Annotated in this window: 26 protein-coding genes; 14 read left to right on the top strand and 12 right to left on the bottom strand. The window is 65.3% G+C overall.

Annotation, left to right across the window (positions count from 1 at the left end):
• The first annotated feature begins 31 nt into the window (after window positions 1-31).
• The 3 genes from U0S50_RS02830 to U0S50_RS02820 all read left to right on the top strand — a co-directional run bounded on the left by U0S50_RS02830 (window position 32) and on the right by U0S50_RS02820 (window position 1541).
• Window positions 32-364, top strand: a complete 333-nt coding sequence (locus U0S50_RS02830) for a hypothetical protein (protein ID WP_322307217.1) — start codon at window positions 32-34, stop codon at window positions 362-364.
• A 33-nt stretch (window positions 365-397) separates the two neighbouring features.
• Window positions 398-970 (top strand): hypothetical protein, encoded by a 573-nt coding sequence (locus U0S50_RS02825; RefSeq protein ID WP_322307216.1) that lies wholly within the window; start codon window positions 398-400, stop codon window positions 968-970.
• Between the two features lie 109 nt (window positions 971-1079).
• Window positions 1080-1541 (top strand): DNA starvation/stationary phase protection protein, encoded by a 462-nt coding sequence (locus U0S50_RS02820; protein ID WP_322307215.1) that lies wholly within the window; start codon window positions 1080-1082, stop codon window positions 1539-1541.
• Between the two features lie 73 nt (window positions 1542-1614).
• Here the strand turns inward: U0S50_RS02820 and U0S50_RS02815 are convergent, their stop codons facing one another.
• Window positions 1615-2388, bottom strand: a complete 774-nt coding sequence (locus U0S50_RS02815) for a cold-shock protein (RefSeq protein WP_322307214.1) — start codon at window positions 2386-2388, stop codon at window positions 1615-1617.
• 274 nt (window positions 2389-2662) lie between these two features.
• Between U0S50_RS02815 and U0S50_RS02810 the strand changes: the two genes are divergently transcribed.
• From U0S50_RS02810 to U0S50_RS02785, 6 genes are all read left to right on the top strand, one after another.
• Window positions 2663-3280 (top strand): ribonuclease D, encoded by a 618-nt coding sequence (locus U0S50_RS02810; RefSeq protein WP_322307213.1) that lies wholly within the window; start codon window positions 2663-2665, stop codon window positions 3278-3280.
• 21 nt (window positions 3281-3301) lie between these two features.
• A complete protein-coding gene (lptC, locus tag U0S50_RS02805; protein ID WP_322307212.1) occupies window positions 3302-3940 on the top strand; it encodes an LPS export ABC transporter periplasmic protein LptC in 639 nt (212 codons plus the stop codon).
• Window positions 3937-4515, top strand: a complete 579-nt coding sequence (locus U0S50_RS02800; protein WP_416194944.1) for an LptA/OstA family protein — start codon at window positions 3937-3939, stop codon at window positions 4513-4515. The genes lptC and U0S50_RS02800 overlap by 4 nt, the downstream gene beginning before the upstream one ends.
• 103 nt (window positions 4516-4618) lie before the next feature.
• Complete coding sequence (locus tag U0S50_RS02795; protein ID WP_322307211.1) at window positions 4619-4771, top strand: hypothetical protein; 153 nt, start codon at window positions 4619-4621, stop codon at window positions 4769-4771.
• Between the two features lie 86 nt (window positions 4772-4857).
• Window positions 4858-6672, top strand: coding sequence for an ABC transporter ATP-binding protein/permease (locus U0S50_RS02790; protein ID WP_322307210.1), 1815 nt, complete (start codon window positions 4858-4860; stop codon window positions 6670-6672).
• Between the two features lie 325 nt (window positions 6673-6997).
• A complete protein-coding gene (locus U0S50_RS02785; protein ID WP_322307209.1) occupies window positions 6998-8068 on the top strand; it encodes a type I restriction endonuclease in 1071 nt (356 codons plus the stop codon).
• Window positions 8069-8358: 290 nt separating this feature from the next.
• Here the strand turns inward: U0S50_RS02785 and U0S50_RS02780 are convergent, their stop codons facing one another.
• From U0S50_RS02780 to U0S50_RS02760, 5 genes are all read right to left on the bottom strand, one after another.
• The gene (locus U0S50_RS02780; protein ID WP_322307208.1) at window positions 8359-9072 is read right to left on the bottom strand and encodes a hypothetical protein; all 714 of its coding nucleotides are present in this window, start codon (window positions 9070-9072) and stop codon (window positions 8359-8361) included.
• A gap of 9 nt (window positions 9073-9081) precedes the next feature.
• Window positions 9082-10293, bottom strand: coding sequence for a toxic anion resistance protein (locus U0S50_RS02775; protein WP_322307207.1), 1212 nt, complete (start codon window positions 10291-10293; stop codon window positions 9082-9084).
• Between the two features lie 73 nt (window positions 10294-10366).
• Window positions 10367-11326 (bottom strand): bile acid:sodium symporter family protein, encoded by a 960-nt coding sequence (locus U0S50_RS02770; protein WP_322307206.1) that lies wholly within the window; start codon window positions 11324-11326, stop codon window positions 10367-10369.
• A 55-nt stretch (window positions 11327-11381) separates the two neighbouring features.
• Entirely contained in the window at window positions 11382-12116 is a 735-nt protein-coding gene (locus tag U0S50_RS02765; RefSeq protein ID WP_322307205.1) for a cytochrome c biogenesis CcdA family protein, read from the bottom strand.
• 25 nt (window positions 12117-12141) lie between these two features.
• Entirely contained in the window at window positions 12142-12573 is a 432-nt protein-coding gene (locus tag U0S50_RS02760; protein ID WP_322307204.1) for a thioredoxin family protein, read from the bottom strand.
• 111 nt (window positions 12574-12684) lie between these two features.
• On the opposite strand from U0S50_RS02760, the gene U0S50_RS02755 reads away from it, so the two are divergent.
• Window positions 12685-13341 (top strand): 5'-methylthioadenosine/S-adenosylhomocysteine nucleosidase, encoded by a 657-nt coding sequence (locus U0S50_RS02755; protein WP_322307203.1) that lies wholly within the window; start codon window positions 12685-12687, stop codon window positions 13339-13341.
• Window positions 13342-13368: 27 nt separating this feature from the next.
• Here the strand turns inward: U0S50_RS02755 and U0S50_RS02750 are convergent, their stop codons facing one another.
• A complete protein-coding gene (locus tag U0S50_RS02750; RefSeq protein ID WP_322307202.1) occupies window positions 13369-14376 on the bottom strand; it encodes a cytochrome d ubiquinol oxidase subunit II in 1008 nt (335 codons plus the stop codon).
• A complete protein-coding gene (locus U0S50_RS02745; protein WP_322307201.1) occupies window positions 14373-15758 on the bottom strand; it encodes a cytochrome ubiquinol oxidase subunit I in 1386 nt (461 codons plus the stop codon). The genes U0S50_RS02750 and U0S50_RS02745 overlap by 4 nt, the downstream gene beginning before the upstream one ends.
• Before the next feature lie 206 nt (window positions 15759-15964).
• Here U0S50_RS02745 and typA point away from each other — a divergent pair, with 206 nt between their 5' ends.
• Window positions 15965-17797, top strand: coding sequence for a translational GTPase TypA (gene typA, locus U0S50_RS02740; RefSeq protein ID WP_322307200.1), 1833 nt, complete (start codon window positions 15965-15967; stop codon window positions 17795-17797).
• 57 nt (window positions 17798-17854) lie between these two features.
• Here typA and U0S50_RS02735 read toward each other — a convergent pair whose 3' ends face one another.
• Both U0S50_RS02735 and U0S50_RS02730 read right to left on the bottom strand, forming a co-directional pair.
• Window positions 17855-18562: a hypothetical protein gene (locus U0S50_RS02735; protein ID WP_322307199.1), complete on the bottom strand. Its 708-nt coding sequence runs from the start codon at window positions 18560-18562 to the stop codon at window positions 17855-17857.
• 14 nt (window positions 18563-18576) lie between these two features.
• Window positions 18577-19275 (bottom strand): hypothetical protein, encoded by a 699-nt coding sequence (locus U0S50_RS02730; protein ID WP_322307198.1) that lies wholly within the window; start codon window positions 19273-19275, stop codon window positions 18577-18579.
• 242 nt (window positions 19276-19517) lie between these two features.
• Between U0S50_RS02730 and U0S50_RS02725 the strand changes: the two genes are divergently transcribed.
• The 3 genes from U0S50_RS02725 to U0S50_RS02715 all read left to right on the top strand — a co-directional run bounded on the left by U0S50_RS02725 (window position 19518) and on the right by U0S50_RS02715 (window position 20986).
• Window positions 19518-20060 (top strand): pseudouridine synthase, encoded by a 543-nt coding sequence (locus U0S50_RS02725; protein WP_322307197.1) that lies wholly within the window; start codon window positions 19518-19520, stop codon window positions 20058-20060.
• Window positions 20061-20173: 113 nt separating this feature from the next.
• Window positions 20174-20620 carry a hemerythrin domain-containing protein gene (locus tag U0S50_RS02720; protein WP_322307196.1) on the top strand — a complete coding sequence of 149 codons (447 nt, stop codon included), beginning with the start codon at window positions 20174-20176 and terminating at the stop codon, window positions 20618-20620.
• Between the two features lie 87 nt (window positions 20621-20707).
• Window positions 20708-20986: a DUF3297 family protein gene (locus U0S50_RS02715; RefSeq protein ID WP_322307195.1), complete on the top strand. Its 279-nt coding sequence runs from the start codon at window positions 20708-20710 to the stop codon at window positions 20984-20986.
• A gap of 123 nt (window positions 20987-21109) precedes the next feature.
• Here the strand turns inward: U0S50_RS02715 and U0S50_RS02710 are convergent, their stop codons facing one another.
• Together U0S50_RS02710 and U0S50_RS02705 are read right to left on the bottom strand one after the other, a co-directional pair.
• Window positions 21110-21688: a CHAP domain-containing protein gene (locus tag U0S50_RS02710; RefSeq protein ID WP_322307194.1), complete on the bottom strand. Its 579-nt coding sequence runs from the start codon at window positions 21686-21688 to the stop codon at window positions 21110-21112.
• A 199-nt stretch (window positions 21689-21887) separates the two neighbouring features.
• On the bottom strand, window positions 21888-24242 hold the full coding sequence (locus U0S50_RS02705) for a putative bifunctional diguanylate cyclase/phosphodiesterase (protein WP_322307193.1): 2355 nt from the start codon (window positions 24240-24242) through the stop codon (window positions 21888-21890).
• Window positions 24243-24358: the final 116 nt, after the last annotated feature.

Here is a 24358-nt window from a genome sequence, read left to right as displayed (position 1 = left end):
GATCCTCTCCCTGGAGGAAACAGGGGGGTGGATGATGCTGAATTGCAACGATCCGGGCCATGATATCCAGGGCCGCCTTGCCGGCCAGATCGGCGCACTCGCGGCGGCGTTGCCGCATTGCGCGCTCGCCCAGATGGCGAAAGGGGTCGACGATATCCGCTGTCTGGCACGCGACCATGGCTTTGCCGCCGTCGAAACGCTGGCGAGCCGCCTGGAATCGGCGATGGCCGCGGGCGGACAGCACGCCGCCATCCTGGCCTATCTCGACGCCATGAACGACGCCGCGCAGGCGCCGCGCGGACCGCTTGCCGCCGCCGCGCAGGAAGCGTGGCTGGCATCGGTGGCGGTGCGGCTCGGCCATTGACGGGCGGCGATTAAGCTTTCAGGCAGCTGTTCCATGGATGCAATCATGATCGCGCTGGTGGCTGTGCTGCTGGCCAATGCCGACGGACGCAGCGGCGCCTTTCTGTCGCGGCTGCTGACGCTGCGCAGCGACCGGCGGCCGGTGGTGATGATCGCCGTCGGCGCCTTTGTCGCCAACGCACTGGTCGCCGCGCTGTTCGGCGCCGCGCTGTCGCGAATGGTCGGGCAGGGGGTGGTCGCGCTGTTCGTCGCCTTTGCGCTGGTATCGGCGGCTGCCGCGCTGTTGTGGCGCGGACGGCTGACCCCCGATGCCGCGGCCCTGGCGCCTGTGTCCTATCCGGTCCTCGCGCTGCGCCTTGGCATCGGGCAGCTTGGCGATCGCAGCCATTTCCTGATCGGGGCGCTCGCCGCGACCAGCGGCGCGGGTCATTGGGCCGCGGCGGGCGGGTTGATCGGCTGGGTTCTGTCGATGCTGCCCTTTCTGGCCTTTGGCGCCGACCTTGGCGAAGGGCGCGCCGCGCGCCGGTTGCGCTGGGCAAGCGCGGCGATCCTGTTGCTGTGGGGCGCGCGCGCGGCGATGACGGCTTTCGGCCTCATCGAGGGGTAGGTGCATCCTTCAAGGGTTTCATCGATTTTTTCGATGAAAGAAAGCGGCACGCTTCATGGGCGCCGGACCCTTTTTGTCCCTATATTCAGGGCAACAGAAAGGATGTCCCATGTCCCAGAAGAATCAACCCGCTGTCGCCGACGCGCTGAACGCCTTGCTCGCCGACAGTTTCGCACTCTATCTCAAGACGAAAAATTATCACTGGCATGTTCAGGGGCCGCGATTTCGCGACCTGCACTTGCTGTTCGACGAACAGGCGGCGCAAATATTGGCGACCACCGACCTGATTGCCGAGCGGGTGCGCAAGAATGGCGCCGCGACATTGCGTTCGATCGGCGAGGTCGGCCGCCGTCAGTCGATCCGCGACGATGACGCCGCCGCGGTCGACGCCGACGCCGACGCGATGGTCCGCAACCTGGCGGCCGACAATGAAATGCTGCTGGCCCAGATTCGCGAAGTGAAAGCCGCGGCCGAAGAAGGCGGCGATATCGCCACCAGCGGCCTTGTCGACGGCTGGGCCGACGAAACCGAACAGCGCATCTGGTTTCTGAAGGCCACCGCGAGCGCCTGAACGGCCGCGCCGCACCAAAAGAAAAAGGGCGGCCCGAGAGCCGCCCTTTTCCTGTTCGCCTGTGTCCGGCCGATCAGTCCTGATGCGGCTGGATGTTCACGGCAGCGAATTTGCCGCGGTCGTCGACTTCGATATCGAAAGCCACGCGATCGCCTTCGTCAAGGCCGGCCATGCCCGCGCGCTGCACCGCGCTGATGTGGACAAAGGCGTCGGCCTGTCCATCGTCGCGCGCGATAAAGCCGAAGCCCTTGGTCGTGTTGAAGAATTTGACCGTGCCCGAGGTGCGTTCGCCGGTGAGCTGGCGACGGCCGCGGGCGCCGCCCGGACGTTCGCCGCCGCGATCGTCGCGGCGCGGTGCGAATTCCTCGACCGGCATCGGTTCGCCCTCGATCTTCAGATCGATGGCCGACACCTTGCCATTGCGTTCGACGAGCGTGAAGCCGAGCGGCTGGCCCGAGGCCAGGCCCTGCAGCCCGGCCTGTTCGACCGCGCTGATGTGGACGAAGACATCTTCGCCGCCATCGTCGCGGGCAATGAAGCCGAAGCCCTTGGACCCATTGAAGAATTTGACCGTGCCCTGGCCTTCGCCAACGACCTGCGCCGGCATGCCGCCGCCGCGTCCGCCGCCGAAGCCACCGCGATCGCCACCGCCGAAGCCGCCACGGTCGCCGCCGCCGAAGCCGCCGCGATCGCCACCGCCAAAGCCGCCACGGTCGCCGCCGAAGCCGCCACGTCCGCCACCGTAACTGTCACCACCATAGGGTGCGGGCTCGAAGCTATCGAAATTGCCGAAATCATCGCGCTTGCCGCGTCCCCGGTGGCCGCGGCGATCCTTGTTGAAACTCATTGCCTAGTAGTCGCTTTCGGTTCGTCCACACCCCATTAAACCGGCTCATTGCGCCGGACGGGGACGCAGTTCACCACGGGCATAGACTCGCCCCATGCCGCTAACGGCGAAACTTATAACCTATCGCAGTCGCTTCTGCGAACAGAAAATTCAATTGGCTGGCAGGTGATTATTCATGCTTTGCCGGGGGCTGCGTGCGGCGCGCCATTTTGGCTTTGCGCGATACGAAAACCAGTCATTGAGCGGCAAGGCTGCATGGCCTAAGGCGGGCGGCATGACGGTATATTTCCATGAAGAAGATCTGCCCGAAGGCGCATTGGGCCCGGGTGCGGTGGCGGTCGATACAGAGACGATGGGCCTCAACCCGCTGCGCGACCGGTTGTGCCTTGTCCAGATCAGCGACGGATCGGGCGACGAGCATCTGGTGCGCTTTGGTCCCGGCAGCAACTATGACGCGCCGGTGCTGAAGGCGATTCTGACCGATCCCGCGCGGTTGAAGCTGTTCCATTTCGCGCGATTCGACATCGCCGCGTTGCAGCATGCGCTGGGCGTCGTGACGGCGCCGGTTTACTGCACCAAGATCGCGTCGAAGCTGGTCCGCACCTATACCGACCGCCACGGGCTGAAGGAACTGGTGCGCGAACTGCTGGGGCAGGAAGTGTCGAAGCAGCAGCAGTCGAGCGACTGGGGTGCCGCCGAGCTGAGCGATGCGCAGCGCGACTATGCGGCGAGCGACGTGCGCTTCCTGCACGCGATGAAGGCGGTGCTCGACGCGCGGCTGGCGCGCGAAGGACGCACCGAACTGGCGCAGGCCTGTTTCGATTTTCTGCCGACGCGCGCGGCGCTGGACCTTGCGGGTTGGCCCGAGGTCGATATTTTCGCACACAGCTGAGCGACGGACAGCGAGGACGGCATGTCGGAACGCGCCGAACTGGATCGCACAATGCGCCGGATGTGGGCGGCCCGCGGGTCGAACCACGACCGCGTCGTGCGCATTTTGCGTTATGGCCTGCCGCTTGTCATCGGCGTGGTCGGCGCGGTGCTGGTCTTTTCGCCCTTTACCCAGCGCAGCGAGATCAGCTTTCTGCTCGCCAAGGACAAGGTCGAGGTGGCGAAGGAGCGCATGCGCGTGACCCGCGCCGAATATCGCGGCCAGGACACCAAGGGGCAGCCCTTTGCGCTGGTTGCGGGCAGTGCGGTGCAGCAAAGCTCTGCCGAACCCGTGGTGCGCATGGAAAATCTGTCGGCGGCGATCCGGCTGGCCGATGGGCCGGCGACGATCGCCGCGGCCCGCGGCGCCTATGACATGGACAGCGAAAAGGTGCTGGTGCCGGGGCTGGTGCAGGTGAAAAGCGCCAACGGATATCGCATCGACGCCCATAATGTCGCAATCGACATGAAGGAGCGCAGCCTGTCGGGGACCGGCGGTGTCGACGGCACATTGAACATCGGCCAATTTTCGGCCAACCAGCTTTCCGCCGACCTCGACGAGCGGGTCGTGCGCCTGTCGGGCAATGCCCGGCTGCGGATCAATCAGGGAGTGCTCAAATGACGGGCCTTTGGAACAGGACGAGCGTGGCGCTCGCGGGCGCGAGCTTTGCGCTGACCAGCATGGCCCTGCTGTCGGGCGGCATCGGTGGTCCCGCTGCGCAGGCCCAGGCGCTGGCCAATCACAACAGCAACGCGCCGGTCGATTTCGCGGCGAATGTAATCGAGGTGCAGGACCGCGCCGATCGCGTCGTCATCGCGGGCAATGTCCGCGTGACGCAGGCCGGGCTGACCCTGACCGCCCAGCGGATGACGGTCGCCTACACCCGTGCCGGGGGCACGGACGTCAACCGGCTCGACGCATCGGGCGGGGTCGTCGTGACCAAGGGCGACGAGCGCGCGTCGGGCAATGTCGCCATCTATGATCTCGATCGGCGGCTGATCACCATGGTCGGCAATGTCGAGTTGCGCCAGCGTGGCAACCGCCTGTCGGGCGGGCGGCTGGTGATCGATCTCAACAGCGGGCGCGCGACGGTCGATGGACGCGGCGCGGCGCGCGGCCCCGACGGCAACCCGGTCGCGGGCGGCACCGGCGGGCGCGTGACCGGCACCTTCACGGTACCGGAAAGAAAGCAGTAACCAGCCACTTTCACATTTTCGAAAGCATGGCGGGCGATGGTCGCGACGGGGGACCAGTGACCCGCGGAGCCGGGGGGCGAGCCGCACTGCGAAAGGCGCCCTTATGCCGCTGTCCCGGTTGATTCCGTCCCGTCGTCCCCTGTTTGGCCGCCGCAGCGATCCGCCGCCCGAACCGGCCGTCGCCGGCCCCACGACCGAGGAGCGCCGCCTGATCGACCGGATCATCCGTCACCAGGCCCGGCACGGCGCAGGTTGATCGCGCAGCGCCAAACCGCCGCATAACGTTGGCGATCGGTTGCCGCTTCTTGGCGCCGGGCGTCCTGCCCCCTACATGGGGCGGCGATGCCGCCTGATACCGCCACCTCCGTCGACGCTTCGCGCGAACCCCCGGTTTTGGATACGCTGAAGCGCTTTCTTCCCTATCTTTGGCCTGCGGGGCATCGCGGGCACAAGCTGCGCATCATATTGGCCGCGCTGATCGTGCTGGCGTCGAAGGGCGTGCAGCTGTCGATGGGTTTCCTTTATGGCGCCGCGATCGATCGCATGGCGCCGGGCATGGAGGAGGGCGCCGCGCTCGCGATCGGGCTGGTGATCGCCTATGCCGGCGCGCGCTTTGCCGGGGTGCTGTTCGACAATCTGCGCAATGTCGTGTTCGAGCGGGTGGGGCAGGATGCGACGCGCGAGCTGGCGATCACGACCTTTACCCATCTTCACGCGCTGTCGCTGCGTTTCCACCTCGCGCGGCGCACCGGCGAGGTGACGAAGGTGATCGAGCGCGGAACGAAGAGCATCGACACGATGCTTTATTTCCTGCTGTTCAATATCGCCCCGACGCTGATCGAACTGATCGCGGTGCTGGTGATCTTCTGGACCAAGTTCAGCTTTGGCCTTGCCAGCGCGACCGCGCTGATGGTCGTCCTTTATATCATCTTCACCCGCCGCGTGACCGACTGGCGCAACGCGCTGCGGATGCGGATGAACGACCTCGACACGCTGACCGTCGGGCGCAGCGTCGACAGCCTGCTCAATTATGAGACGGTCAAATATTTCGGCGCCGAAGAACGCGAGGCGGCACGTTACCGCGATGTCGCCGACCAATATGCCCGCGCCGCGGTGAAGAGCGAGAACAGCCTGGCCTGGCTGAATGTCGGGCAAAGCTTCATCACCAACGCCGCGATGGCGGGTGCCATGGCCTATACGGTGTGGGGCTGGTCGCGGGGGATTTTCCAGGTCGGCGACGTTGTGCTGGTGAACACGTTGCTGGCGCAGCTGTTCCGCCCGCTCGACATGCTCGGCATGGTCTATCGCGTCATTCGCCAGGGGCTGATCGACATGGAGGCGATGTTCCGCCTGATCGACACCCCGCCCGAGGTTCGCGACGCAGCCGGCGCGCCGCCGCTGGCAATCCGGGGCGCGGCGGTGGCGTTCGACAATGTGGTCTTCGGCTATGACCCCGATCGCACGATCCTGAACGGGGTCAGCTTTGCGGTCGGCGCCGGCGAGACGTTGGCGATCGTCGGGCCGTCGGGGGCGGGCAAGTCGACGATCGCGCGGCTGCTCTTCCGTTTTTATGACCCGCAGGGCGGGCGGGTGCTGATCGACGGGCAGGACATATCGCAGGTGACGCAGGCCAGCCTGCGCGCGGGCATCGGCATCGTTCCGCAGGACACGGTGCTGTTCAACGACAGCATCGGCTATAATATCGCCTATGGCCGCGAAGGCGCGAGCGCGGAGGCGATCACCGCGGCCGCCGAGGGCGCGGCGATCGACGCCTTTATCGCCAGCCTGCCGCAGGGCTATGACACCGAGGTCGGCGAGCGCGGGCTCAAGCTGTCGGGCGGCGAGAAACAGCGCGTCGCGATCGCCCGCACCCTGCTCAAAAATCCGCCGCTGCTGATCCTGGACGAAGCGACGAGCGCGCTCGACAGCCGGACCGAGGCCGCGATTCAGGCGACGCTGGAGCGTATCGCCGAACGCCGCACGACGCTGGTGATTGCGCACCGCCTGTCGACGGTGGTGAACGCCGACCGGATCATCGTGCTCGACCGTGGCCGGGTCGCCGAAACCGGAACCCATGAGGACCTCCTCGCCATGCACGGCCTTTACGCCGAAATGTGGGCGCGCCAGCAGGCCGAGCGCGAAGAGGGTACGGTTTAGGCCGCGTGGACACATTCGGCACGTTGGGAATCGAACGGATGCACGCCTTGGGATGACGGGATGACGCGGTGATGACGGCCGCCTCATATAGCTGGCGCCCCCGCAAAACGGCCCTTCCGGCGATCGCGGAATTCGTCCACGCCGCCTAGGCGGCCGATTAGATCGGGGCGAACGGATTGTTTCGCAAAATATCACAGATTTGAAAGTATTTATGAGAGGTGTAATGCTTTTACTTGCGCAATATTGTGCAAGATGAAAGGAAAATGTTGCAGGCGAGAAGGGTTGGGTTAGATTGACCCGGAAAATTCAACTGGGGAGGTGGGGCATGGATCTTGAGGCAAAACTTGCCGATCTTGCGAAAGTGATCCGCGAACATAGAGAGGTTCTTTTAACAGAAGAGGCAGCAAAAAATGCGCTGGTTATGCCTTTTATTCAGGCCCTCGGCTACAATGTATTCAACCCATCAGAGGTTGTCCCGGAATTCACCTGCGATGTGGGAACCAAGAAAGGGGAGAAAGTCGATTATGCCATTTGCAACGATGGCAAGGTGTCGATTTTGATCGAATGCAAGCCGGTTAATGCCGAATTGAATTTGAATCATGCCTCGCAACTTTTTCGCTATTTCTCGACAAGGGAGGCGCGCATCGCGATCTTGACCAACGGTGTGGAGTTCAAGTTTTTTTCCGACATCGACACGCCGAACAAGATGGACGAAAAGCCCTTTTTTACCTTCCAGCTCGATGCGGTGAAAAAGGCCGATGTTCGGACCTTGTCGAATTTCGTGAAAGGCGAATTCGACATCGAAAAAATCGTAGCGGAAGCAAGCAATCTCAAGATGCAAACCTTGGTTGCCGCGGAGCTTGACAAGCAATTTGCCGATCCGTCGGATGAGTTTGTGAAGCTGATCGCAAGCCGGGTCCACGACGGCAAGGTCACCGCCGCGATCAAAGAGCGATTCAAGGCGCTGATCGTCAATTCCATCAATTCCATTGTACGCGACAAGGTGAACGCGCGTTTGACCTCGGCGCTTCAGGTTTCGAACCCGCTCGACACGGATGCGCCGAATGGCGCGGCCGCGTTGGAAGACGACGGCATTGTCACGACGCAGGACGAGATCGACGGTTTCAACATTCTCCGCGCGATCGGCGCGCGCTTCGTCGATCCGGCCCGCATCGTCATGCGGGACCAGAAATCCTATTGTGCCATTCTGCTCGACGACAATAACCGCCGGACGATTGCGAGGCTGCATTTCAACAGCTCGACGGCCCGTTATTTTGGGAGCTTTGTCGGCAAAGAGGAAACGCGGCATCCGGTTGCTGGCCCCATCGACCTTTATCGGTTTGAGCAACAGATAGCCGATCGAATTGCCGAAATATCGGCGGATACAAAGGATTAAGGCTTGCCCTGTTTGGGTGGAATCAGGCCCTTCTCCCTCACGGCTACTCCCCAGGCAGTCCAAGTCCAATCCGGGGGAGCTGCACGACTCGGCACTGGGTTGGGGTGGGGGCCATCGCCCTTGCGCAAGGTTTCAGCCAACCCTTCCCCTGAAGGGGAGGGGTTTAGGCGGCGCGGACAAATTGGGTCCGTCAGGAATCGACCGGATGCGCGCCTCCGGCTGGGATGACGGGATGATGGGTGACGGATGACCGCCGACCGCCAAATCGAAGGGGCGCTAGCCCCGCCCGATCAGCCGTCCTCGCGCTCTAGCCCTTCATATTTGAGTTGGAGATAGCGTTCGCGCGTCGCGAGCTTGTCGAGCTCGCCGGCGGCGAGGCTGCGCGCCGCGTCGCCGATTTCGCGTTCGAGCATCTTGAGGCCGCCGACCAGTGTTTCGTCGGGGGTGCGTCCGGCGTGGGCCTCTGTCCGCAAACCCGCCGGAATGCGCTGATAGCCCGCGACCAGTTCGGGCAGGTCTTCGCCCACCAGCTTGCGTATATTGGTCGCCGCCGGGCTGGAGGCGTCGAGCGTCTGGAGTTGCGGCGCGAGCAGGTCGAGCTGCACCCCGATGCCGTCGACAAGCTGGCGCGCCGGGGCAGGCAGCGCGGGGCGCTGCGCCTCGAGCCATATTTCGGTGCGTCCGGCGAGCTGTTTGAGGTCGGCCTTGGGCAGGTCGGCCTGGCGCGGTTCGGGAAAGGGCGGCCATTTGCCGAACAGCACCGCGACCCCGACGAGCAGTACGACGAGCGCGAGCAGGCCGGTGAAGCCGAGCGGCTGGATCAGCGCGCCGAACAGCGCCGCGCCGAGCAGCACGACGCCGCCCGCGATCAGCATGCGGCCGAGTTTCCGGTAGAGATGCTGGCGGCGCAGCGCGACGCTCTTGGTGCCGATCGGCCGCCGCCGGCCGCGCGACCGTTCGATCGCGGCGTTGCCGAGCGCGCTGATCTTATCGACCTCGCTCATCGCCATATCTTATCCTTCGAGCGCGGCAAGCGGGCTGTCGGTGCCGCCGACGCTGGCTTGCGCCTGCGCGGCGCCCTCGGCACGCGCGATATATCCCTTGGACTTCGCCACCTCGCCTTCGAGCGCGGTCACGGTGGTCTTCATCGTGTCGAGCGCCTTCAGCTTGAAGGTGTCGATCGCGTCCATCGTGTCATAGATATTCTGGAAGGCGCGGCTCAATGTTTCCATCGGGATGGTGCTCGACGCCGCCTGTTCGTGGATGCGCGCCGTATTGTCCTTGAGCATCTTTGACGTGCCGTCGATGATGTTCGCGGTGGTGGTGTTGAGCGCGGTGATCTGTTCGAGCACCAGTTTCTGGTTGGTCATCGCCTGTGCGACGGTGATCGCGGTCTTCAGCGCGCCGACGGTGGTGGTCGAGGCGCGATCGACGCCCTTTACCAGCTCGACATTATTCTTCTTGACCAAATCGAGCGCGAGATAGCCCTGCACCGTCACCGCCATCTGGGTGAGCAGATCCTGGGTGCGCTGGCGGGCATAGAAAAGCGCATTTTCGCGCAGGATCTTTGCCTTGGCCGGATCGCTGCCGTCGAGTTCGACCGCCTTGGCCTCCAGCCGTTGGTCGAGCGTGTTGGCGATGTGGACCATCTGTTCGAGCTTGCCCATCGATTCCCACATCTTGCGGCGCTCGACGTCGATGGCGGCATTGTCCATCAACAGTTCGTCCTTGCCGTTCGACAGGGCGGTCAGGATGCCGCCGATGTGCGACTGGGCGCTGCGATATTGCGCGAAATAATTGGTCAGCTTGCTGCCGAAGATCTTGTCGAGAAAACCGCGCTTCGACAAAAGCTTGCCGTTCGCCGACGGGTCGAGCCGTTCGACGGTGTTCCGCAGCTCGATCAGGTTCATGCCAATATCGTTGTCGCGCTCCATCGCCTTGACCGGCCGGTCGAGGAAACGGTTCGAATGGTTCGCCGCCTCCAGCATCTCCTTGCGGCCCATGTTGGTGATCTGGTCGACGCGCTTGCCGAATTCGGGCGAGTTTTCATCCTGTGCGACCAGATCGTCGATGAAGCTGTCGACACGCTCTTCCAGCTTGGATTTCTGGTCGGTCGACAGCGGGACGAGCCCGGCGGCCTTTTCGGGCGTCACGGCGGGGACGGGTTCGGGCGGGGTCAGTTTCAGTTCGTCCGTCGCGGTCGCCGTTGCAGTCTGTTCGCTCATTCCTATTCCTTCCAACCCCAATTGCCCCAGGGTCGCTTGCCAATATGGCACGCGGACCTGTGTTGTTCAAGCACTACACCTGTGTCGAGCGCTTCAACACCGGCGCGATCCATGCCGACAGGATCAACTGCGCCATATGATAGACGAGGATCGGCACCAGCACCATGCCGGCGATGGCCGGCGGAAACAGCGTCGCGGCGAGCGGCGCGCCGACCGCGATGCTTTTCTGGGCCCCGGAAAAGAGAAGGACGATCCGGTCGCCATGCGCCAGGCCGAGCAGGCGGCCGAACGCCCAGGCGCCGCCGAAGGAAAGCGCCAGCAGCACCGCGACTGCGACAAGGACAACCGCGACTTCGCGCCCGTCGAGCTGGTCCCAGATTCCCGCGACGACCGCCGCCGAAAAGGCGACATAGACCGCGATGGCGATTGCCGTGCGATCCATGAGGGTCGCGAGGCTGCGGTGTTCGAGCACCCAGGGGCGCAGCCAGCGCTGCGCGAACTGGCCAAGGATGAAGGGAAGGAGGAGGATCAGGGTGATGCGCAGCGCCGCCTCGCCGCTGATGGCGCCCGCGCTTCCGGCCAGCGCCGCGAACAGCAGCGGCGAGGCGATGACGCCGGTGAGGTTCAGCAGCGCGGCCGCGACGACGCTCGCCGCGACATTGCCCCCCGCCATCGAGGTGGCGGCGGTCGCCGACTGGACGGTCGAGGGCAGAATGCCGAGGTACAGAAAGCCGAGCGCAAGCGTCGCGGGCAGCCACGGCTGGAGCGCCGCCTGCGCGCCGAGGCCGATCAGCGTCATGACGCCGAAGCAGAAGGCGAGCGCGCCGCCCTGCAATTTCCAGTTGCGGATGCCGTGCAGCACCTCGTCACGCGGAAGGCGGACGCCGTTCAGGAAAAAGAGCAGGACGATCGCCGCGGTCGATATGCCCTGCGCGACCGGCACCGCGTCGCCGCGTACCGGCAGCAGGCTGGCGAGCAGGATCGTCGCGAACAATATCGGGACGAAGCGGTCGGGAAACAGGCGCGCGAGCATGGCCCGAGCGATGGCGGCCCATCGGCGGCTTGGCAAGGGCGAAGCGCGCCGGGTTTCAGAAACGGGTCGACAGCGCGTTCGCCCACTCCGGCCCGTTTTCGACGAACCAGATTTCGATGAGTTTGTCCCAGCCCGTGACAACGAGCAGCCCGGCGACCAGCATCCCGCCGCCGAGCAGCAGCTTGCCCAGCATTGCCGATCGCCCGAGCCCGCCGCGCATGCGTTGCAGCGCCCGGCCGCCCGCCATGCCGATCGCGACCAGCGGCATGGCGATGCCAATCCCGAAAAGGAGCATCACGGCCGCCGCCTGGCCGAGGTGCTGGCCCTGGCTGGCGAGCAAAAGGGCCGCGCCGAGCGTGGGGCCGACGCACGGGCTCCATACTGCGCCGAGCAGCGCGCCCAGCGCAAATTGTCCGCCAAGCCCTTGCGCCGGTCGCGGTCCGAATCGCCGATCGACCTGCGCATCGGCAAGCGTGGCCAGCGGCGCGAGCAGGCGCGTCATCGCGCGCTGTGCCGCCGGGACAAGCAGGACAAGGCCGAACAGGATGAGCAGCCATGCGGACACCAAGCGGAACAGGTCGGGCGAGAGACCGGCCGAAGCGCCCAGCGTCGCAACGAGCAGGCCGAGCAACGCGAAACCGGTCGCAAGGCCCAGCGCGAGCGCCGCCGGGCCCCAGCGGTGCGCGCTGTTCGCCGACCCCAGGACGATCGGAAGGATCGGCAGGATGCACGGCGACAAAATGGTGAGGACGCCGGCGAGAAGTGCGGCGCCAAGGGTCAGAATGTCCATGAAAGGGCTTTGGTCGCGGCGGCGTTCAGCCGCGTGTCGAGGCGATCAGGCGGGCGATCGCCGCCTTGTCGGTCACGCCCAGCAGGCGCCCTGTTTCCTTGCGCCCCCTGAACGCGATCAGCGTCGACTGGCGCGTCACCCCCAGCGGCCGCTGGGCGTCCTTCTGATTGTCGAAGTCGAGGCGAAAGACGATCAGCCCGGCGTTGCGCCGATCGCGCTGCGCCGCCGCGATGCCCGGTTGCTGGCGTGCGCAGACGGGGCACCATGGCGCGTGGACATCGACCAGTATCGGCTTGCCCGCCGCGCGGGCCGCGTCGAAGCTTTCCTGCCTGAAGGGGACGGATTTCACGCCTGCGTCGGCGGCCGCGACCGGCCGGACCAACATGGCGGTCGTCACCGGGATGGCGATGGCAGCCGCCGCGATGAGCAGGGGCAGGGGCGAGAAGAGGCGGCGCATGATATCATCCTTTTTTCGGGCATGGGGTTGCCGACGGGTTCGCCGGGATCGGGCAAAGGGTTACAGCGGGCAAAGGGTTGCAAGGCCGTCCGGCGGCGTTAGGAGGCTGACATGTCCGCGCTTCTCGTCCTCGCCGCGCTGCCCGAAGAGGGCGATGCGCTGTTCCCCGGCCAAGGCACGCGCGAAGGCGGCCCGTTTGCCGTCCGGCGCGTTGCGGCATCGGGGCATGATGTCGTCATCGCGACGTGCGGGCTCGGCAAGGTCCACGCCGCGCTCGCCGCCGGAATGCTCGCGGGCCGGGCCGACATGCTGCTGATGACCGGCACGTGCGGCGCGCTGGGGGCCGAGGCGGGGCGTGCCTATTGGCTCGCCGAGGCGGTGCAGCATGATTATGGCGCGAACGAACCCGGCCTTTTTCGTCGTTACCGCGCCGGCGACTGGCCGCTGGGCGAGCCGGGCGAGGCGCATTTTGCCGCGATGGCGGACCCCGGCCTCGGCCTTCCCCATGCGCGCATCGCCAGCGGCGACAGCTTCGTCGCCTGTCCCGCGGCGGCGGCCGATCTACGGGCGAGCCTTGGCGCGACGCTCGTCGATATGGAGGTCGGTGCGGTCGCACAGGTCGCGGCGCGGCTGGGGTTGCCATGGGGCGCGATCAAGGCGGTGACCGACGACGCCAATGACGCGAGCGGCGGTGATTTTCACGCCAACCTTTCCCGCGCCGCGCGGATTGCGGCGGCGGAGGTCGAGCGGCTGATCGCGATGCTGTGATCGGCGGGGCCGGGTCCGGGCGTGGTTTTACTCATAGCTGAGATGCGTGGCTTTCCCGCGGAAGATCCAGTGCGCCAGAACCGAATAGCCGAGGATCACCGGCAGCACGAACAGCGCGCCGATCAGGATGATGCTCAGCGATTCGGGTGAGGCGGCGGCCTGCCAGATGTCGAGCCGGTCGGCGATCAGATAGGGGTAGAAGCTGTAGGCGATGCCGATGAAACCGAGGGCAAAGAGAATGCCCGCGACCGCAAGCGGCACCCACGACAGCGCGTCGCTTTCGCGCAGCGGCCGGCGCAGGAAAATGGCGAGCCCGACGAACAGGGTCGCCGATGCCATCGGAATCGGCAGCAGGGCGATGATCTCGGGCAAGTGGAACCAGCGCGCAAAGATGCGCGGCGAGAGGAGCGGGGTCGCGATCGAAATTACCGCCATGGCGGCGGCGGTCGCCCAAAGCGCGACCCGTGCCCAGTGCACCGCGCGCCGTTGGAGCTCGCCCTCGACCTTGTAGATCAGCCAGCAGGCGCCGATGAAGAGATAGCCCGCAACCAGCCCGAGTGCGGCGAGCAGGCAGAAGATCACCGCGGCCGGGCCTTGATCGAAGCCCAGCACATAGGCCCCCAGCATATAGCCCTGGCACAGCGCCGCGAGCAGCGAGCCCGCGAAAAAGGCGTCGTCCCAGCGGTGCTTGTGCGCGGGCGGCGCCTTGGCACGGAATTCGAAGGAGACGCCGCGCAGGATCAGCGCGACGAGCATCAGCGCGACGGGCAGGTAGAGCTGGGTCAGGATCAGGCCGTGGGCGAGAGGAAAGGCGACGAGCAACAGGCCGATGCCAAGCACCAGCCAGGTCTCGTTCGCATCCCAGAAGGGGCCGATCGAGGCGACCATCAGATCGCGGTCGGCGTCCTTTGCCAGGCGGGTGAGCATCCCGACCCCCAGGTCATATCCGTCGAGAATGACATAGAGCAGGATCGAAAGCCCCATCAGCCCGGCAAAGATGACGGGCAGCCACCAGGGATCCAGAAAAGGAGTCATGCCGGTTTCTCCTGCGCCGCCGCCGTGGCGTCGGCCGCCCCGGGAATGGGGAACATGGGCTTGCCCTGCGGCGCGGCCTTGCCCAGCCGGGCGAGGCGGTAGAGCACGGCGATATATGCGGTCAGCAGCACCGCATAGACGGTGAGGTACAGTGCCAGCGACCCGGCGACCATGCCGGGCCCGACCGGTCCCACCGCGTCTGCGGTGCGCAGCACGCCGCTGACAAGCCACGGCTGGCGCCCGATTTCGGTGACGTACCAACCCGCCAGCGTTGCGAGCCAGCCCGAAAAGGTCATCGCGACGAGCGTGCGGGCGAGCCAGCGCGGCAGGCCTTCGACGCCGCGCCGCCGGATCGTCCAGGCGGACAGCCACGACAACGCCAGCATCAGGACGCCGAGCCCGACCATGATGCGGAAACCCCAGAACAGCGGGCCGACCGGCGGGTGGTTGTCCCGATAATCATTGAGCCCCGGAACGACGCCATCGGCGCGATGTTTCAAGATCAGGCTCGCGCCCGACGGAATGGCGATTTCGACATGGTTCGTGCGGGCCGCGCTGTCGGGAATGGCAAACAGGACCAGTGGCACGTGCGGCCGGGTTTCCCAATTCGCCTCCATCGCCGCGACTTTCTGTGGCTGGTGCTCGAGCGTGTTGAGCCCATGCTGATCGCCGACGAAAATCTGGACGGGGATCAGGAGCGCGGCGGCATAGATTGCCGCTTTCAGCGTGCGCCGGACGCCTTCGCCGCCGCCGTCGCGCAGCCATCGCCAGGCGCTCATCCCCGCGATCAGGAAGGATACGGTCAGGGCAGAGGCCAGCAGCATATGGGCCAACCGGTACGGCATCGACGGGTTGAAGATGATGGCCCACCAGTCGGCGGCGTGCACGACGTCGCCGCGTATCTCGTAGCCGGCGGGGGTCTGCATCCAGCTGTTGAGCGCGATGATCCAGAAAGCGGACAGCGTCGTCCCGGCTGCGACCAGAAGGGTCGCGAGCGTGTGCAGCCATCCCGGAACGCGGCGAAAGCCGAAAAGCATGATGCCTAGGAAGACCGCCTCGAGGAAAAAGGCGGTGAGCACTTCATAGGCTAGCAGCGGTCCCGCCACATTGCCGACCCGTTCCATATAGCCGGGCCAGTTGGTGCCGAACTGGAAGCTCATCGTGATGCCCGAGACGACGCCCATGGCGAAACTGAGCGCGAAAATCTTCACCCACAGGCGATAGGCGTCCATCCACGCCTCGTCGCCGCTGCGGTTATAGGCGATCTTGAAGCCCAGCAGCGCCCAGCCGAGCGCAATGGTGATCGTCGGGAAGAGGATGTGAAAGCTGATGTTCGCTGCGAACTGGATGCGCGCGAGCATCAGCGGATCGAGGCCGTCCATTGCTGTGTCCCCGTTTGCCGGCGGGCGCCGGGCGCCCCGATGTCTTGCGACAGTATCACAGCTTTGCACGGGCACGAACTTGGGCAAATTGCCCCGGCCGCTTTGCGTGCCCCCGGCAATTTTGTTGCGCCGCAGCAGCGCTTCTGTTAGGGGCGCCGCCAATCGCGGCGCTCCGTGCACCGCCTCCCTCCATCAAGGTCATCCGCATGTCTTTGCGCAATATCGCCATCATCGCGCACGTCGATCATGGCAAAACCACCCTCGTCGATCAGCTTTTCCGCCAGTCGGGCACCTTCCGCGACAACCAGCGCGTCGAAGAACGCGCCATGGATTCCAACGACCTGGAAAAGGAACGCGGGATCACCATTCTGGCGAAATGCACCAGCGTCGAATGGGGCGAAGGCGATGCCGCGACGCGCATCAATATCGTCGACACGCCGGGCCACGCCGACTTCGGCGCCGAGGTGGAGCGCATCCTGTCGATGGTCGACGGCGTGATCCTGCTGGTCGATGCCGCCGAAGGCCCGATGCCGCAGACCAAATTCGTCACCGGCAAGGCGCTGGCCCTCGGCCTGAAGCCGATCGTCGTGGTCAACAAGATCGACCGTAGCGACGCGCGCGCCGCCGAAGTGCTCGACGAGGTGTTCGAACTGTTCCTGACGCTCGACGCCAATGACGAACAGCTCGATTTCCCGATCCTTTATGCCTCGGGCCGTTCCGGCTTTGCCTCGCACGACCCCGAAGCACGCGAAGGCGACCTGACCCCGCTGTTCGAAACGATCGTCGGCCATGTTCCCGCGCCGGGGCTCGACGCCGAGGGGGCGTTCAGCTTTCTGGCGACGCTGCTCGACCGCGACAATTTCATCGGCCGCGTGCTGACGGGCCGCGTCCAGTCGGGCACGATCAAGGTCAACCAGCCGGTCCACGCGCTCGACCGCGACGGCAAGGTGATCGAAGCCGGCCGCGCGTCGAAGCTGCTTGCCTTTCGCGGGCTGGAGCGGGTTCCGGTCGACGAAGCGCGGGCCGGTGACATCGTGGCGATCGCCGGACTGACCCAGGCGACCGTCGCCAACACCATCGCCGATCCGTCGATCAGCGTGCCGATCCCGGCGCAGCCGATCGATCCGCCGACGCTGTCGATGCGTTTTGCCGTCAATGATTCGCCGATGGCAGGACGCGAGGGCAGCAAGGTGACGAGCCGGATGATCCGCGACCGCCTGATGCGCGAGGCCGAAACCAACGTCGCGATCCGCATCACCGAAAGCGCCGACAAGGACAGTTTCGAGGTTGCGGGCCGCGGCGAGTTGCAGCTTGGCGTGCTGATCGAAACGATGCGCCGCGAAGGCTTTGAACTCGGCATCAGCCGCCCGCGCGTGCTGTTCCGCGAGGACGAGGCCGGGCAGCGCACCGAACCTTATGAAAGCGTCGTCATCGACGTCGATGACGAACATTCGGGCACGGTTGTGGAAAAGATGCAGATCCGCAAGGCCGAGCTTACCGACATGCGCCCGTCGGGCGGCGGCAAGACCCGCATCACCTTTTCGGCGCCGTCGCGCGGCCTGATCGGCTATCATGGCGAGTTTCTGTCGGACACCCGCGGCACCGGCATCATGAACCGCCTGTTCGAAAAATATGGCCCCTACAAGGGCACGATCGAAGGCCGCAAGAACGGCGTGCTGATCTCGAACGGTGCGGGTGAAGCCGTTGCCTATGCGCTGGGCCCGCTCGAAGAGCGCGGCATCCTGTTCGTCTCGCCCGGTGAGGCGCTGTACGAAGGGATGATCATCGGCGAAAATGCCAAACCCGAAGACCTCGAAGTCAACCCGATGAAGTCGAAGCAGCTCACCAACTTCCGTTCGACGGGCAAGGACGATGCGATCCGCCTGACGCCGCCGAAGCGGATGACGCTGGAACAGGCGATCGCCTATATCGACGACGACGAAATGGTCGAAGTGACCCCGGCGAACATCCGCCTGAGGAAGGCGATCCTCGATCCGCACGAACGCAAGAAGGCGTCGCGCAAAAAGGAAGCCGCATAAGGGGCGGGCGCGGGGGCCGGGTGATCCGGCCCCTGGCCCCCTTTTGGCTCTCCCGCGCTAGCCTCCCTCTATCAGCGCATCGACGATGACATAGGCTTCGGGGCCAAAGCGGATGCTGCTCTGGTCGCCCTTGCGCGTGACCTTGAAATCCCAGCCGGCCGACCCGTCGGATTGCGCGCTGTCGGCGCCGATCGGCGTTGTCCCCTGAAAAAACAGCGCACGCTTGCGGCCATCGGGCTTGGTGACTTCGACCACAGCGGTCCCTTCGCCATCGAAGTTGCGCTTGACGCCCGCCGCGCACTGGCCGGTCGGCGCAGCACCGCCAAAGCCGCAGCTGATCTGGGTCGTGGCGTGATAGTCGGTGCCGGGCACCAGTGCATCGCCGGTCGGGTCGGCGGGCGGAGGCGGGCCGTTCTCATCCATCGCTGCGTCGGCATCGTCCATTGGCATCGAGACCAGATGCGCACCCTCGACCATGCCGATGGCTGTTCCGCCCAACGCCGCCGCCGACGCCTGGTCGGGGCAGCCGACGAGGATCATGCTGTCGTCGAGATAGGCCGAGGTGGCCGCGCTCTCTCCGAGCCGGCGGCACGGGTCGCCGACGCCAGGATAGCCGTCGCCGAAGGGTGCGAGGCTTTCGGCGATAGGCTTTGCCGCCGCGGCCGCCCCCTCATGCGGCGTGGCGCTTCCGTCGGCCTCGCCGGTGCAGGCGGCGAGCGCGAGCACTAGCGCAGCGGCGCCCGTGCCAATCATCGTCTTGCGCATGATACCCTCCTCCGTCAGCGGCAGCGGTCGTGGCGGCCGATGTCGCGCACGTCGTCGATGTGGCCGTCGGCGATGATCACCTGAAGGCACTGGCGCGACGCGGCGCGCCACTGAATGCTGTAGCGCGCATTGCCGGAGGTGAAATTATCGACCTGAACGAAGCCACGGCGCGTCAGTTCGTCCATCGCCCCCGCTGCGCGTGCCCCCTGTAGATCCTGATATTGCGCGACGGCGGTGTAGCCGCCGCGGCCGTGATGGCTGCGCAGATTGGCGTTGCGCTGGTCGACCCCGGCTTCATAGCCGCTCGAATAGGCGTCCGAACGGTCAAAATTATGGTAGGGCGCGTTATAGAGCCCGTCCTGATAACCGCGATCATATTGCTGTTCGGTCGGGGCATCGTCGCTGTGCCTGCCGTCGGAATGATGGTTCGATTTATGCGCCAGCACCGCGCCGAGTATCGCCAGCCCGGCGACCGCGCCCACCGCGGCGGCGGTGTTGCCTCCCGATTGGTGGCAATCGGCGTTCTTCGCGTCGATAATCGATTCGATGCGTCCGCGATGGGCCTCGACGCGCACGCAATGCTTGTCGCCATTGTCCCACCAATAGCTATAGGTGTAGCCCATCGAATTGGTGTTGCTGTCGATATATTTGAAACCGCGCGATTGCAGCGCGCTTTCTGCCCCATCGGCACTAAGTCCGTTTAAAGTCGTCAATTGACTGGCATTTTCTGCGTAAACTGGACTCGCCAGCAAGGATGATCCGACTATTGCGCCGAGTAAAGAGGTTCCCTGTTTCGACATGATCATGCGCTCCCGCTTGCGGGCGACTCGCCAAACAACCCCCGATGCCGCCCAAAGGCCCGGGTTTTTACCATGGCTGCAGGGAAATTTCGATCAATTGTTTTGACCGCATTCGGCGGCTGGCGCGCGCTGCGCCGCCGGTATAGAGCCGCAGCATGACGCGGCTGATCCTGTTCAACAAGCCCTATGGCGTGCTGTCGCAATTCACCGATCGCGGCACCGATACCGCCCGTGCCACCCTGTCCGATCATATCGGCATCCCCGGCGTCTATCCGGCGGGACGGCTCGATCGCGACAGCGAGGGGCTGTTGCTGCTCACCGACGATGGCGCGCTCCAGGCGCGTATCGCGTCGCCGCGGCACAAGACGCCCAAAACCTATCTGGTGCAGGTCGAGGGCGAGCCCGATGCGGCGAGCCTTGAACGGTTGCGGTCCGGCGTGACGCTGAACGATGGACCGACCCGTCCGGCGCGCGTCCGCCGTATCGACCCGCCGCCCTTGTGGGACCGCGACCCGCCGGTCCGTTATCGCAAGAGCGTCCCCGACAGCTGGATCGAACTGACCATCACCGAAGGTCGCAACCGGCAGGTCCGACGGATGACGGCGGCGGTCGGCTTTCCGACGTTGCGGCTGGTGCGCTGGCGGGTCGGCGCGTGGGAGGTCGGCGATCTGGCGCCGGGGGAATGGCGCGAGGCGTGATGGTCCTGCCTTCGCGTGCTGCAATCGTTGAATGCGGGCCAGGCAGGTGGTTTCCTTTTAACCGGGGTCTGTTATGGACGGACTTGAGGGACCGTTTGATGCAAGGGGTCCCTATGCGCCTGCGCGACGAGGTACAGCGGCTGCGTGCCGAGCATGCCGCGCTGGCCTCGCTTTCCGGCCTGTTGCTCGATCTGGTGCGCGCCGCCGCGCCGCCGCGTCCGACCGAACTGCTGGCGCTGCGCGGTCTGCTGCGCGATACGCTGACCCGCCACCTGAAATGCGAGGACTGGGTGCTGTATCCGGGGCTGAAGGCAAGCGGCGATGCGGCGCTCGGCGATCTGGCGACGGCGTTTGTCGACGAGATGGGACATATCGCATCCGATTTCGCGGCCTATGACGCCAAATGGACCGTCGCCGCGGTCGAGGCCGATTGGACCGGCTTCTGCGCCGATACCGAGGCGGTGCTGCACGTGCTGGGGGTGCGTATCGCGCGTGAGAATGGCGAGCTTTATCCGGCCGCCGAGGCCTTGAGCGACCGGATGGAACGGGCCGCGAGTTGACCGCCGCCGTTCGCGCGCGGCGGCGCGGACTTGATTTGCCCCGCCGCCTGGCCTAGCGGCAGCGGCCAGAATTTCCGGAGATATGCAATGACCGACACCCCCCCCGATCACCTGTCCACCAATCCGCGTTCGCCGCATTTCGACATGGAAGTGTTGCAGCGCGGCATCGGCATTCGTTTCAAGGGCAAGGAGCGTACCGACGTTGAGGAATATTCGATCTCGGAAGGCTGGATCCGCGTTGCGGCGGGCAAGTCGAAGGACCGTTTCGGCCAGCCGATGACGATCAAGCTGTCGGGCGAGGTCGAGGCCTGGTTCGAAGATGCAGCGGCCGCGAATGAAGATGCCGGCGAAGGTAGCGCTGACTGAATATCATCCCCCTCTCGCCCGGCGGGAGAGGGCAGCCTGAACGGCCGCCTGGTGCCATGATGCGCAAGGAAGAGTCGTCAGGCGCAGGCCGCCGCAAGGGCAGGCGCGTGCCGGTCGGCGGGATTATTGGCCGAGCGAGGCGGCAACCAGCGTCAGGCCGTTGCCGGGTTTCCAGTCGTTGCGGGTCCAGATCGGCTGATCGAAGCGCGGACGCTCAGGCGCCGCTTCGCCATCGGCATAGATGAAGCCCTGAACCGGGTTGGCGCGCAGCCCAAGGTCGCCGATCGGGGCGTACCACACGCGAACCATGCTCCAGTCGCCCGCGTCGCTGACGTCGATGACGCGCACGCCGCGTTCGATCTGGCCGCGACGGCCGTTGATCGGCGACCAATTGGCGTGGTCGATCAGGATTTCGCGATCGTTCAGAACCTTTTTGACCACCGCGACATGGCCCATCGGCATGCCGCGGGTACCGGCAAAGGCCATGACGGCGCCCTTGCGCGGCTCGTTGCCGCGTTCGTAGCTGCCGGCGGCCTGCGACCACCAGGTCTTGGCATTGCCATAGATTTCGACGCCCGATTCAGAGCGGGCGAAGGGGACGCACTGCAGATAGTCGCGCGCAGCGGCGGGGACGCTGGCGATGACCCCAGCGAGCATCAGCACGGACGCGATGGCGCTGTTCAGAAAACGGCTGCGAAGCATGGAATGCGAACCCCCAATGGCTTGTCTTCAAGCGTTGGAGGCTGTTTGCCACGCGGCGCAAAAGTCACCAGCCATCTAGCGACGAGTTGCGCCGTCGTTGCGGTGGACCGGGGAACCCGTTGTTAAGTTGCTCCATTTGTCGACGGTGCAAGGCGTCTGGACGCAGCGATGTCCCGGCGTACCGCGCTGGATGCGGGAATCAGGCGGCGGCGATGCCCATCGCTTCGGGCGGGCGGAACAGCGTCAGCACGTCCGCAGCAGGCATCGGGCGCCCGTAATAATAGCCCTGGATATTGCTGCACCCCAGCGCGCGGATCGTATCGACCTCAACCTCGGTTTCCGCGCCTTCGGCGGTGGTCGACATGCCCAGGCTGTCGGCGAGGGCGACCACGGCCCGGATGATCGCGATCGATTCGATGCTGCCGCGCGCCGCGCCGACGACGAAGCTGCGGTCGACCTTGATCGTCGAAAACTGCGTCTTGCGCAGATAGCCGAGCGAGGAATAGCCGGTGCCGAAATCGTCGAGGCTGAGGCGGATACCAAGCCCGATCAGCTGGTCCAGCAACTGCGCTGCGCCGCCCCCGTCGCGCAGAAAGACGCTTTCGGTCACTTCGATTTCCAGCCGCTGGGGCGGCAGTCCGCTCTGTGCCAGCGCCGAGACGACGACCGAGGCGAAATTGGGATCGGTGAGCTGTTCGGCCGATACGTTGATCGCGACCTTGAGATTCGAGGGCCAGCGCATCGCTTCGTGGCAGGCGGTTCGCAGAACCCATTCGCCGATCGGGGCGATCAACCGGGCGTCTTCGGCCAGCGGAATGAAGCGGCCAGGCGACACGTTGCCGAGTTTCTGGCTGCGCCAGCGGAGCAGGGCTTCGAAGCCGTTGAGCGTGCCGTCGTCGGCGGTGACAACGGGCTGATAGTGGAGTTCGAACTCGCCGCGTTCGAGCGCGCCGCGCAATTCCTGTTCCATGACCCGCCGTTCTTCGGCCTGGGCATGGAGCGACGCGACATAGGCGGCGACCAGGTTGCCCCCCTTGTCCTTGGATTTGTAGAGCGCAAGGTCGGCGTTGCGGGTCAGCGTTTCCACCGTCGACCCGTCCTGGGGGCCTATTGCGAAACCGATGCTGGCACCGACGAACAGCTGGTGATTGTCGACGACATAGGGACGGCTGATCGTCGCGATGATACGCTTGGCCAGCTCCTCGGCGACCGCGGCGGCCGGAACATTGGGCATCACGACGGCAAATTCGTCGCCGCCCAGACGGCCGCAGGTCATGCCCGAATCCATCAAGCCCTTGAGCCGCGCCGCGACCTGCGCCAGCAGCTTGTCGCCCATCGGGTGGCCGAGCGTGTCGTTCACCGCCTTGAACCGGTCGAGATCGATCATCAGCAGCGCGCAGCGCGATTTCGACGCCTGGGCATCGGCCAGGGCGCGTGCCAGATTTTCGTTGAGGTTAAGCCGGTTGGGTAGGCCGGTCAGATTGTCGAAGCGCGCCATATGCGCGATCTGCTGCGCGGTGGCATGTTTTTCGGTGACGTCCGATCCGACCCCGCGAAAGCCCAGAAACTTGCCCTTGTCGTCAAGGCGCGGCGAGGCCGACAATTCCCACCAGCGCGGCTTGCCCCCGATGGTGACGGGCACCGTCAGGTTGGAAAAGCTTTCGCGCCTTTTCATGCGCTCGGCCAGATCGTGCAGCGTCTTGGGGAAATTGCCTGCTTCCCAGGCATCGCCCGACAGGGCCTGGAGCAGCGGCGTTCCTTCCAGCCCCTCGGTGGGCGCGCCGAGCGCATGGGCCAGCCGCGGCGAGACATGGATCAGGCGGCGGGCGCTGTCGGTCTGCCACAGCCAGTCGGCGGAGGTCTCCTCATATTCGCGCAGCAGCAGGCTGACGGTTTCGCTCTTTTCCTGCACCGCTTCTTCGGCCCGCCGGATGCGCACATGGGTCAGGGCAAAGCGGATGCAGAAATTGCACAGCACCAGCCCCGCGATCAGGGCCACGGCGGCGAGTTGCGGCGCCCCCGCGCGCAGCAGCGCGGCGGCACCCGACAGGCTGACCGGGGCGATGAACAGGATGCAAGCCGAAGGAAGGCTGTGCGCCAGCATCGCCAGCGTCAGCATCAGCAGCAAGGCAATCGTCCACATCGACAGCACATGGTCGAGCGGCGGGCTGAAACCCGGTAGCCAGAATGGCGTGGCCCACAGCAGCGCGGTATAGAAGGCATGCCTGTTGCACAGGCGATATTCCTCGGTCGGCGACAGGGACGCCGCGCGCATACGCATCGCGGTGATCGCGCGCTGCGACCAGAGGCCAAAGACCAGCGCGCCGAGGAGCCACGCCCCGATCAGCGTCCAGGGCAGGTGGAGCGCCATCGTCAGCCCGGCGATCAGTGCCATGCCGAGATCGATCCACAGCCGATGGCGCCCGCGCCCGCGCAGCGGGGCAAGCTGGTAACGGCGGACGGTTTCGGCATTCGCATCGTGCGGCCCGAGGCCGAGCAACGTGCGCACCGGTATCTTGTCCGAAGCCAAAGGGTCGGGCGGCTGGTTGTTCACCCCGCCTGTTTAAGCGCGGTGGGTTACTCGAAAGTAACCGCGCCGGCATGATGAATCGATTTTTAACCCAATTTGGGACAGGTCATGTTTTCGGGCGTGCCAATGCCCGTTGAGTG

It is taken from the genome of Sphingopyxis sp. (assembly GCF_034380315.1).
GTDB lineage: Bacteria > Pseudomonadota > Alphaproteobacteria > Sphingomonadales > Sphingomonadaceae > Sphingopyxis.
Note: the sequence above shows the minus strand (reverse complement) of the source record. Positions and strands in the feature narration are given on the sequence as shown.

What these genes read in the sequence shown, in the direction of transcription:
- U0S50_RS02830 (WP_322307217.1), top strand. Translation starts at nt 32, where the DNA reads ATGATGCTGAATTGCAACGATCCGGGCCATGATATCCAGGGCCGCCTT.
- U0S50_RS02825 (WP_322307216.1), top strand. Translation starts at nt 398, where the DNA reads ATGGATGCAATCATGATCGCGCTGGTGGCTGTGCTGCTGGCCAATGCC.
- U0S50_RS02820 (WP_322307215.1), top strand. Translation starts at nt 1,080, where the DNA reads ATGTCCCAGAAGAATCAACCCGCTGTCGCCGACGCGCTGAACGCCTTG.
- U0S50_RS02815 (WP_322307214.1), bottom strand. Translation starts at nt 2,388, where the DNA reads ATGAGTTTCAACAAGGATCGCCGCGGCCACCGGGGACGCGGCAAGCGC.
- U0S50_RS02810 (WP_322307213.1), top strand. Translation starts at nt 2,663, where the DNA reads ATGACGGTATATTTCCATGAAGAAGATCTGCCCGAAGGCGCATTGGGC.
- lptC (WP_322307212.1), top strand. Translation starts at nt 3,302, where the DNA reads ATGTCGGAACGCGCCGAACTGGATCGCACAATGCGCCGGATGTGGGCG.
- U0S50_RS02800 (WP_416194944.1), top strand. Translation starts at nt 3,937, where the DNA reads ATGACGGGCCTTTGGAACAGGACGAGCGTGGCGCTCGCGGGCGCGAGC.
- U0S50_RS02795 (WP_322307211.1), top strand. Translation starts at nt 4,619, where the DNA reads ATGCCGCTGTCCCGGTTGATTCCGTCCCGTCGTCCCCTGTTTGGCCGC.
- U0S50_RS02790 (WP_322307210.1), top strand. Translation starts at nt 4,858, where the DNA reads ATGCCGCCTGATACCGCCACCTCCGTCGACGCTTCGCGCGAACCCCCG.
- U0S50_RS02785 (WP_322307209.1), top strand. Translation starts at nt 6,998, where the DNA reads ATGGATCTTGAGGCAAAACTTGCCGATCTTGCGAAAGTGATCCGCGAA.
- U0S50_RS02780 (WP_322307208.1), bottom strand. Translation starts at nt 9,072, where the DNA reads ATGAGCGAGGTCGATAAGATCAGCGCGCTCGGCAACGCCGCGATCGAA.
- U0S50_RS02775 (WP_322307207.1), bottom strand. Translation starts at nt 10,293, where the DNA reads ATGAGCGAACAGACTGCAACGGCGACCGCGACGGACGAACTGAAACTG.
- U0S50_RS02770 (WP_322307206.1), bottom strand. Translation starts at nt 11,326, where the DNA reads ATGCTCGCGCGCCTGTTTCCCGACCGCTTCGTCCCGATATTGTTCGCG.
- U0S50_RS02765 (WP_322307205.1), bottom strand. Translation starts at nt 12,116, where the DNA reads ATGGACATTCTGACCCTTGGCGCCGCACTTCTCGCCGGCGTCCTCACC.
- U0S50_RS02760 (WP_322307204.1), bottom strand. Translation starts at nt 12,573, where the DNA reads ATGCGCCGCCTCTTCTCGCCCCTGCCCCTGCTCATCGCGGCGGCTGCC.
- U0S50_RS02755 (WP_322307203.1), top strand. Translation starts at nt 12,685, where the DNA reads ATGTCCGCGCTTCTCGTCCTCGCCGCGCTGCCCGAAGAGGGCGATGCG.
- U0S50_RS02750 (WP_322307202.1), bottom strand. Translation starts at nt 14,376, where the DNA reads ATGACTCCTTTTCTGGATCCCTGGTGGCTGCCCGTCATCTTTGCCGGG.
- U0S50_RS02745 (WP_322307201.1), bottom strand. Translation starts at nt 15,758, where the DNA reads ATGGACGGCCTCGATCCGCTGATGCTCGCGCGCATCCAGTTCGCAGCG.
- typA (WP_322307200.1), top strand. Translation starts at nt 15,965, where the DNA reads ATGTCTTTGCGCAATATCGCCATCATCGCGCACGTCGATCATGGCAAA.
- U0S50_RS02735 (WP_322307199.1), bottom strand. Translation starts at nt 18,562, where the DNA reads ATGCGCAAGACGATGATTGGCACGGGCGCCGCTGCGCTAGTGCTCGCG.
- U0S50_RS02725 (WP_322307197.1), top strand. Translation starts at nt 19,518, where the DNA reads ATGACGCGGCTGATCCTGTTCAACAAGCCCTATGGCGTGCTGTCGCAA.
- U0S50_RS02720 (WP_322307196.1), top strand. Translation starts at nt 20,174, where the DNA reads ATGCGCCTGCGCGACGAGGTACAGCGGCTGCGTGCCGAGCATGCCGCG.
- U0S50_RS02715 (WP_322307195.1), top strand. Translation starts at nt 20,708, where the DNA reads ATGACCGACACCCCCCCCGATCACCTGTCCACCAATCCGCGTTCGCCG.
- U0S50_RS02710 (WP_322307194.1), bottom strand. Translation starts at nt 21,688, where the DNA reads ATGCTTCGCAGCCGTTTTCTGAACAGCGCCATCGCGTCCGTGCTGATG.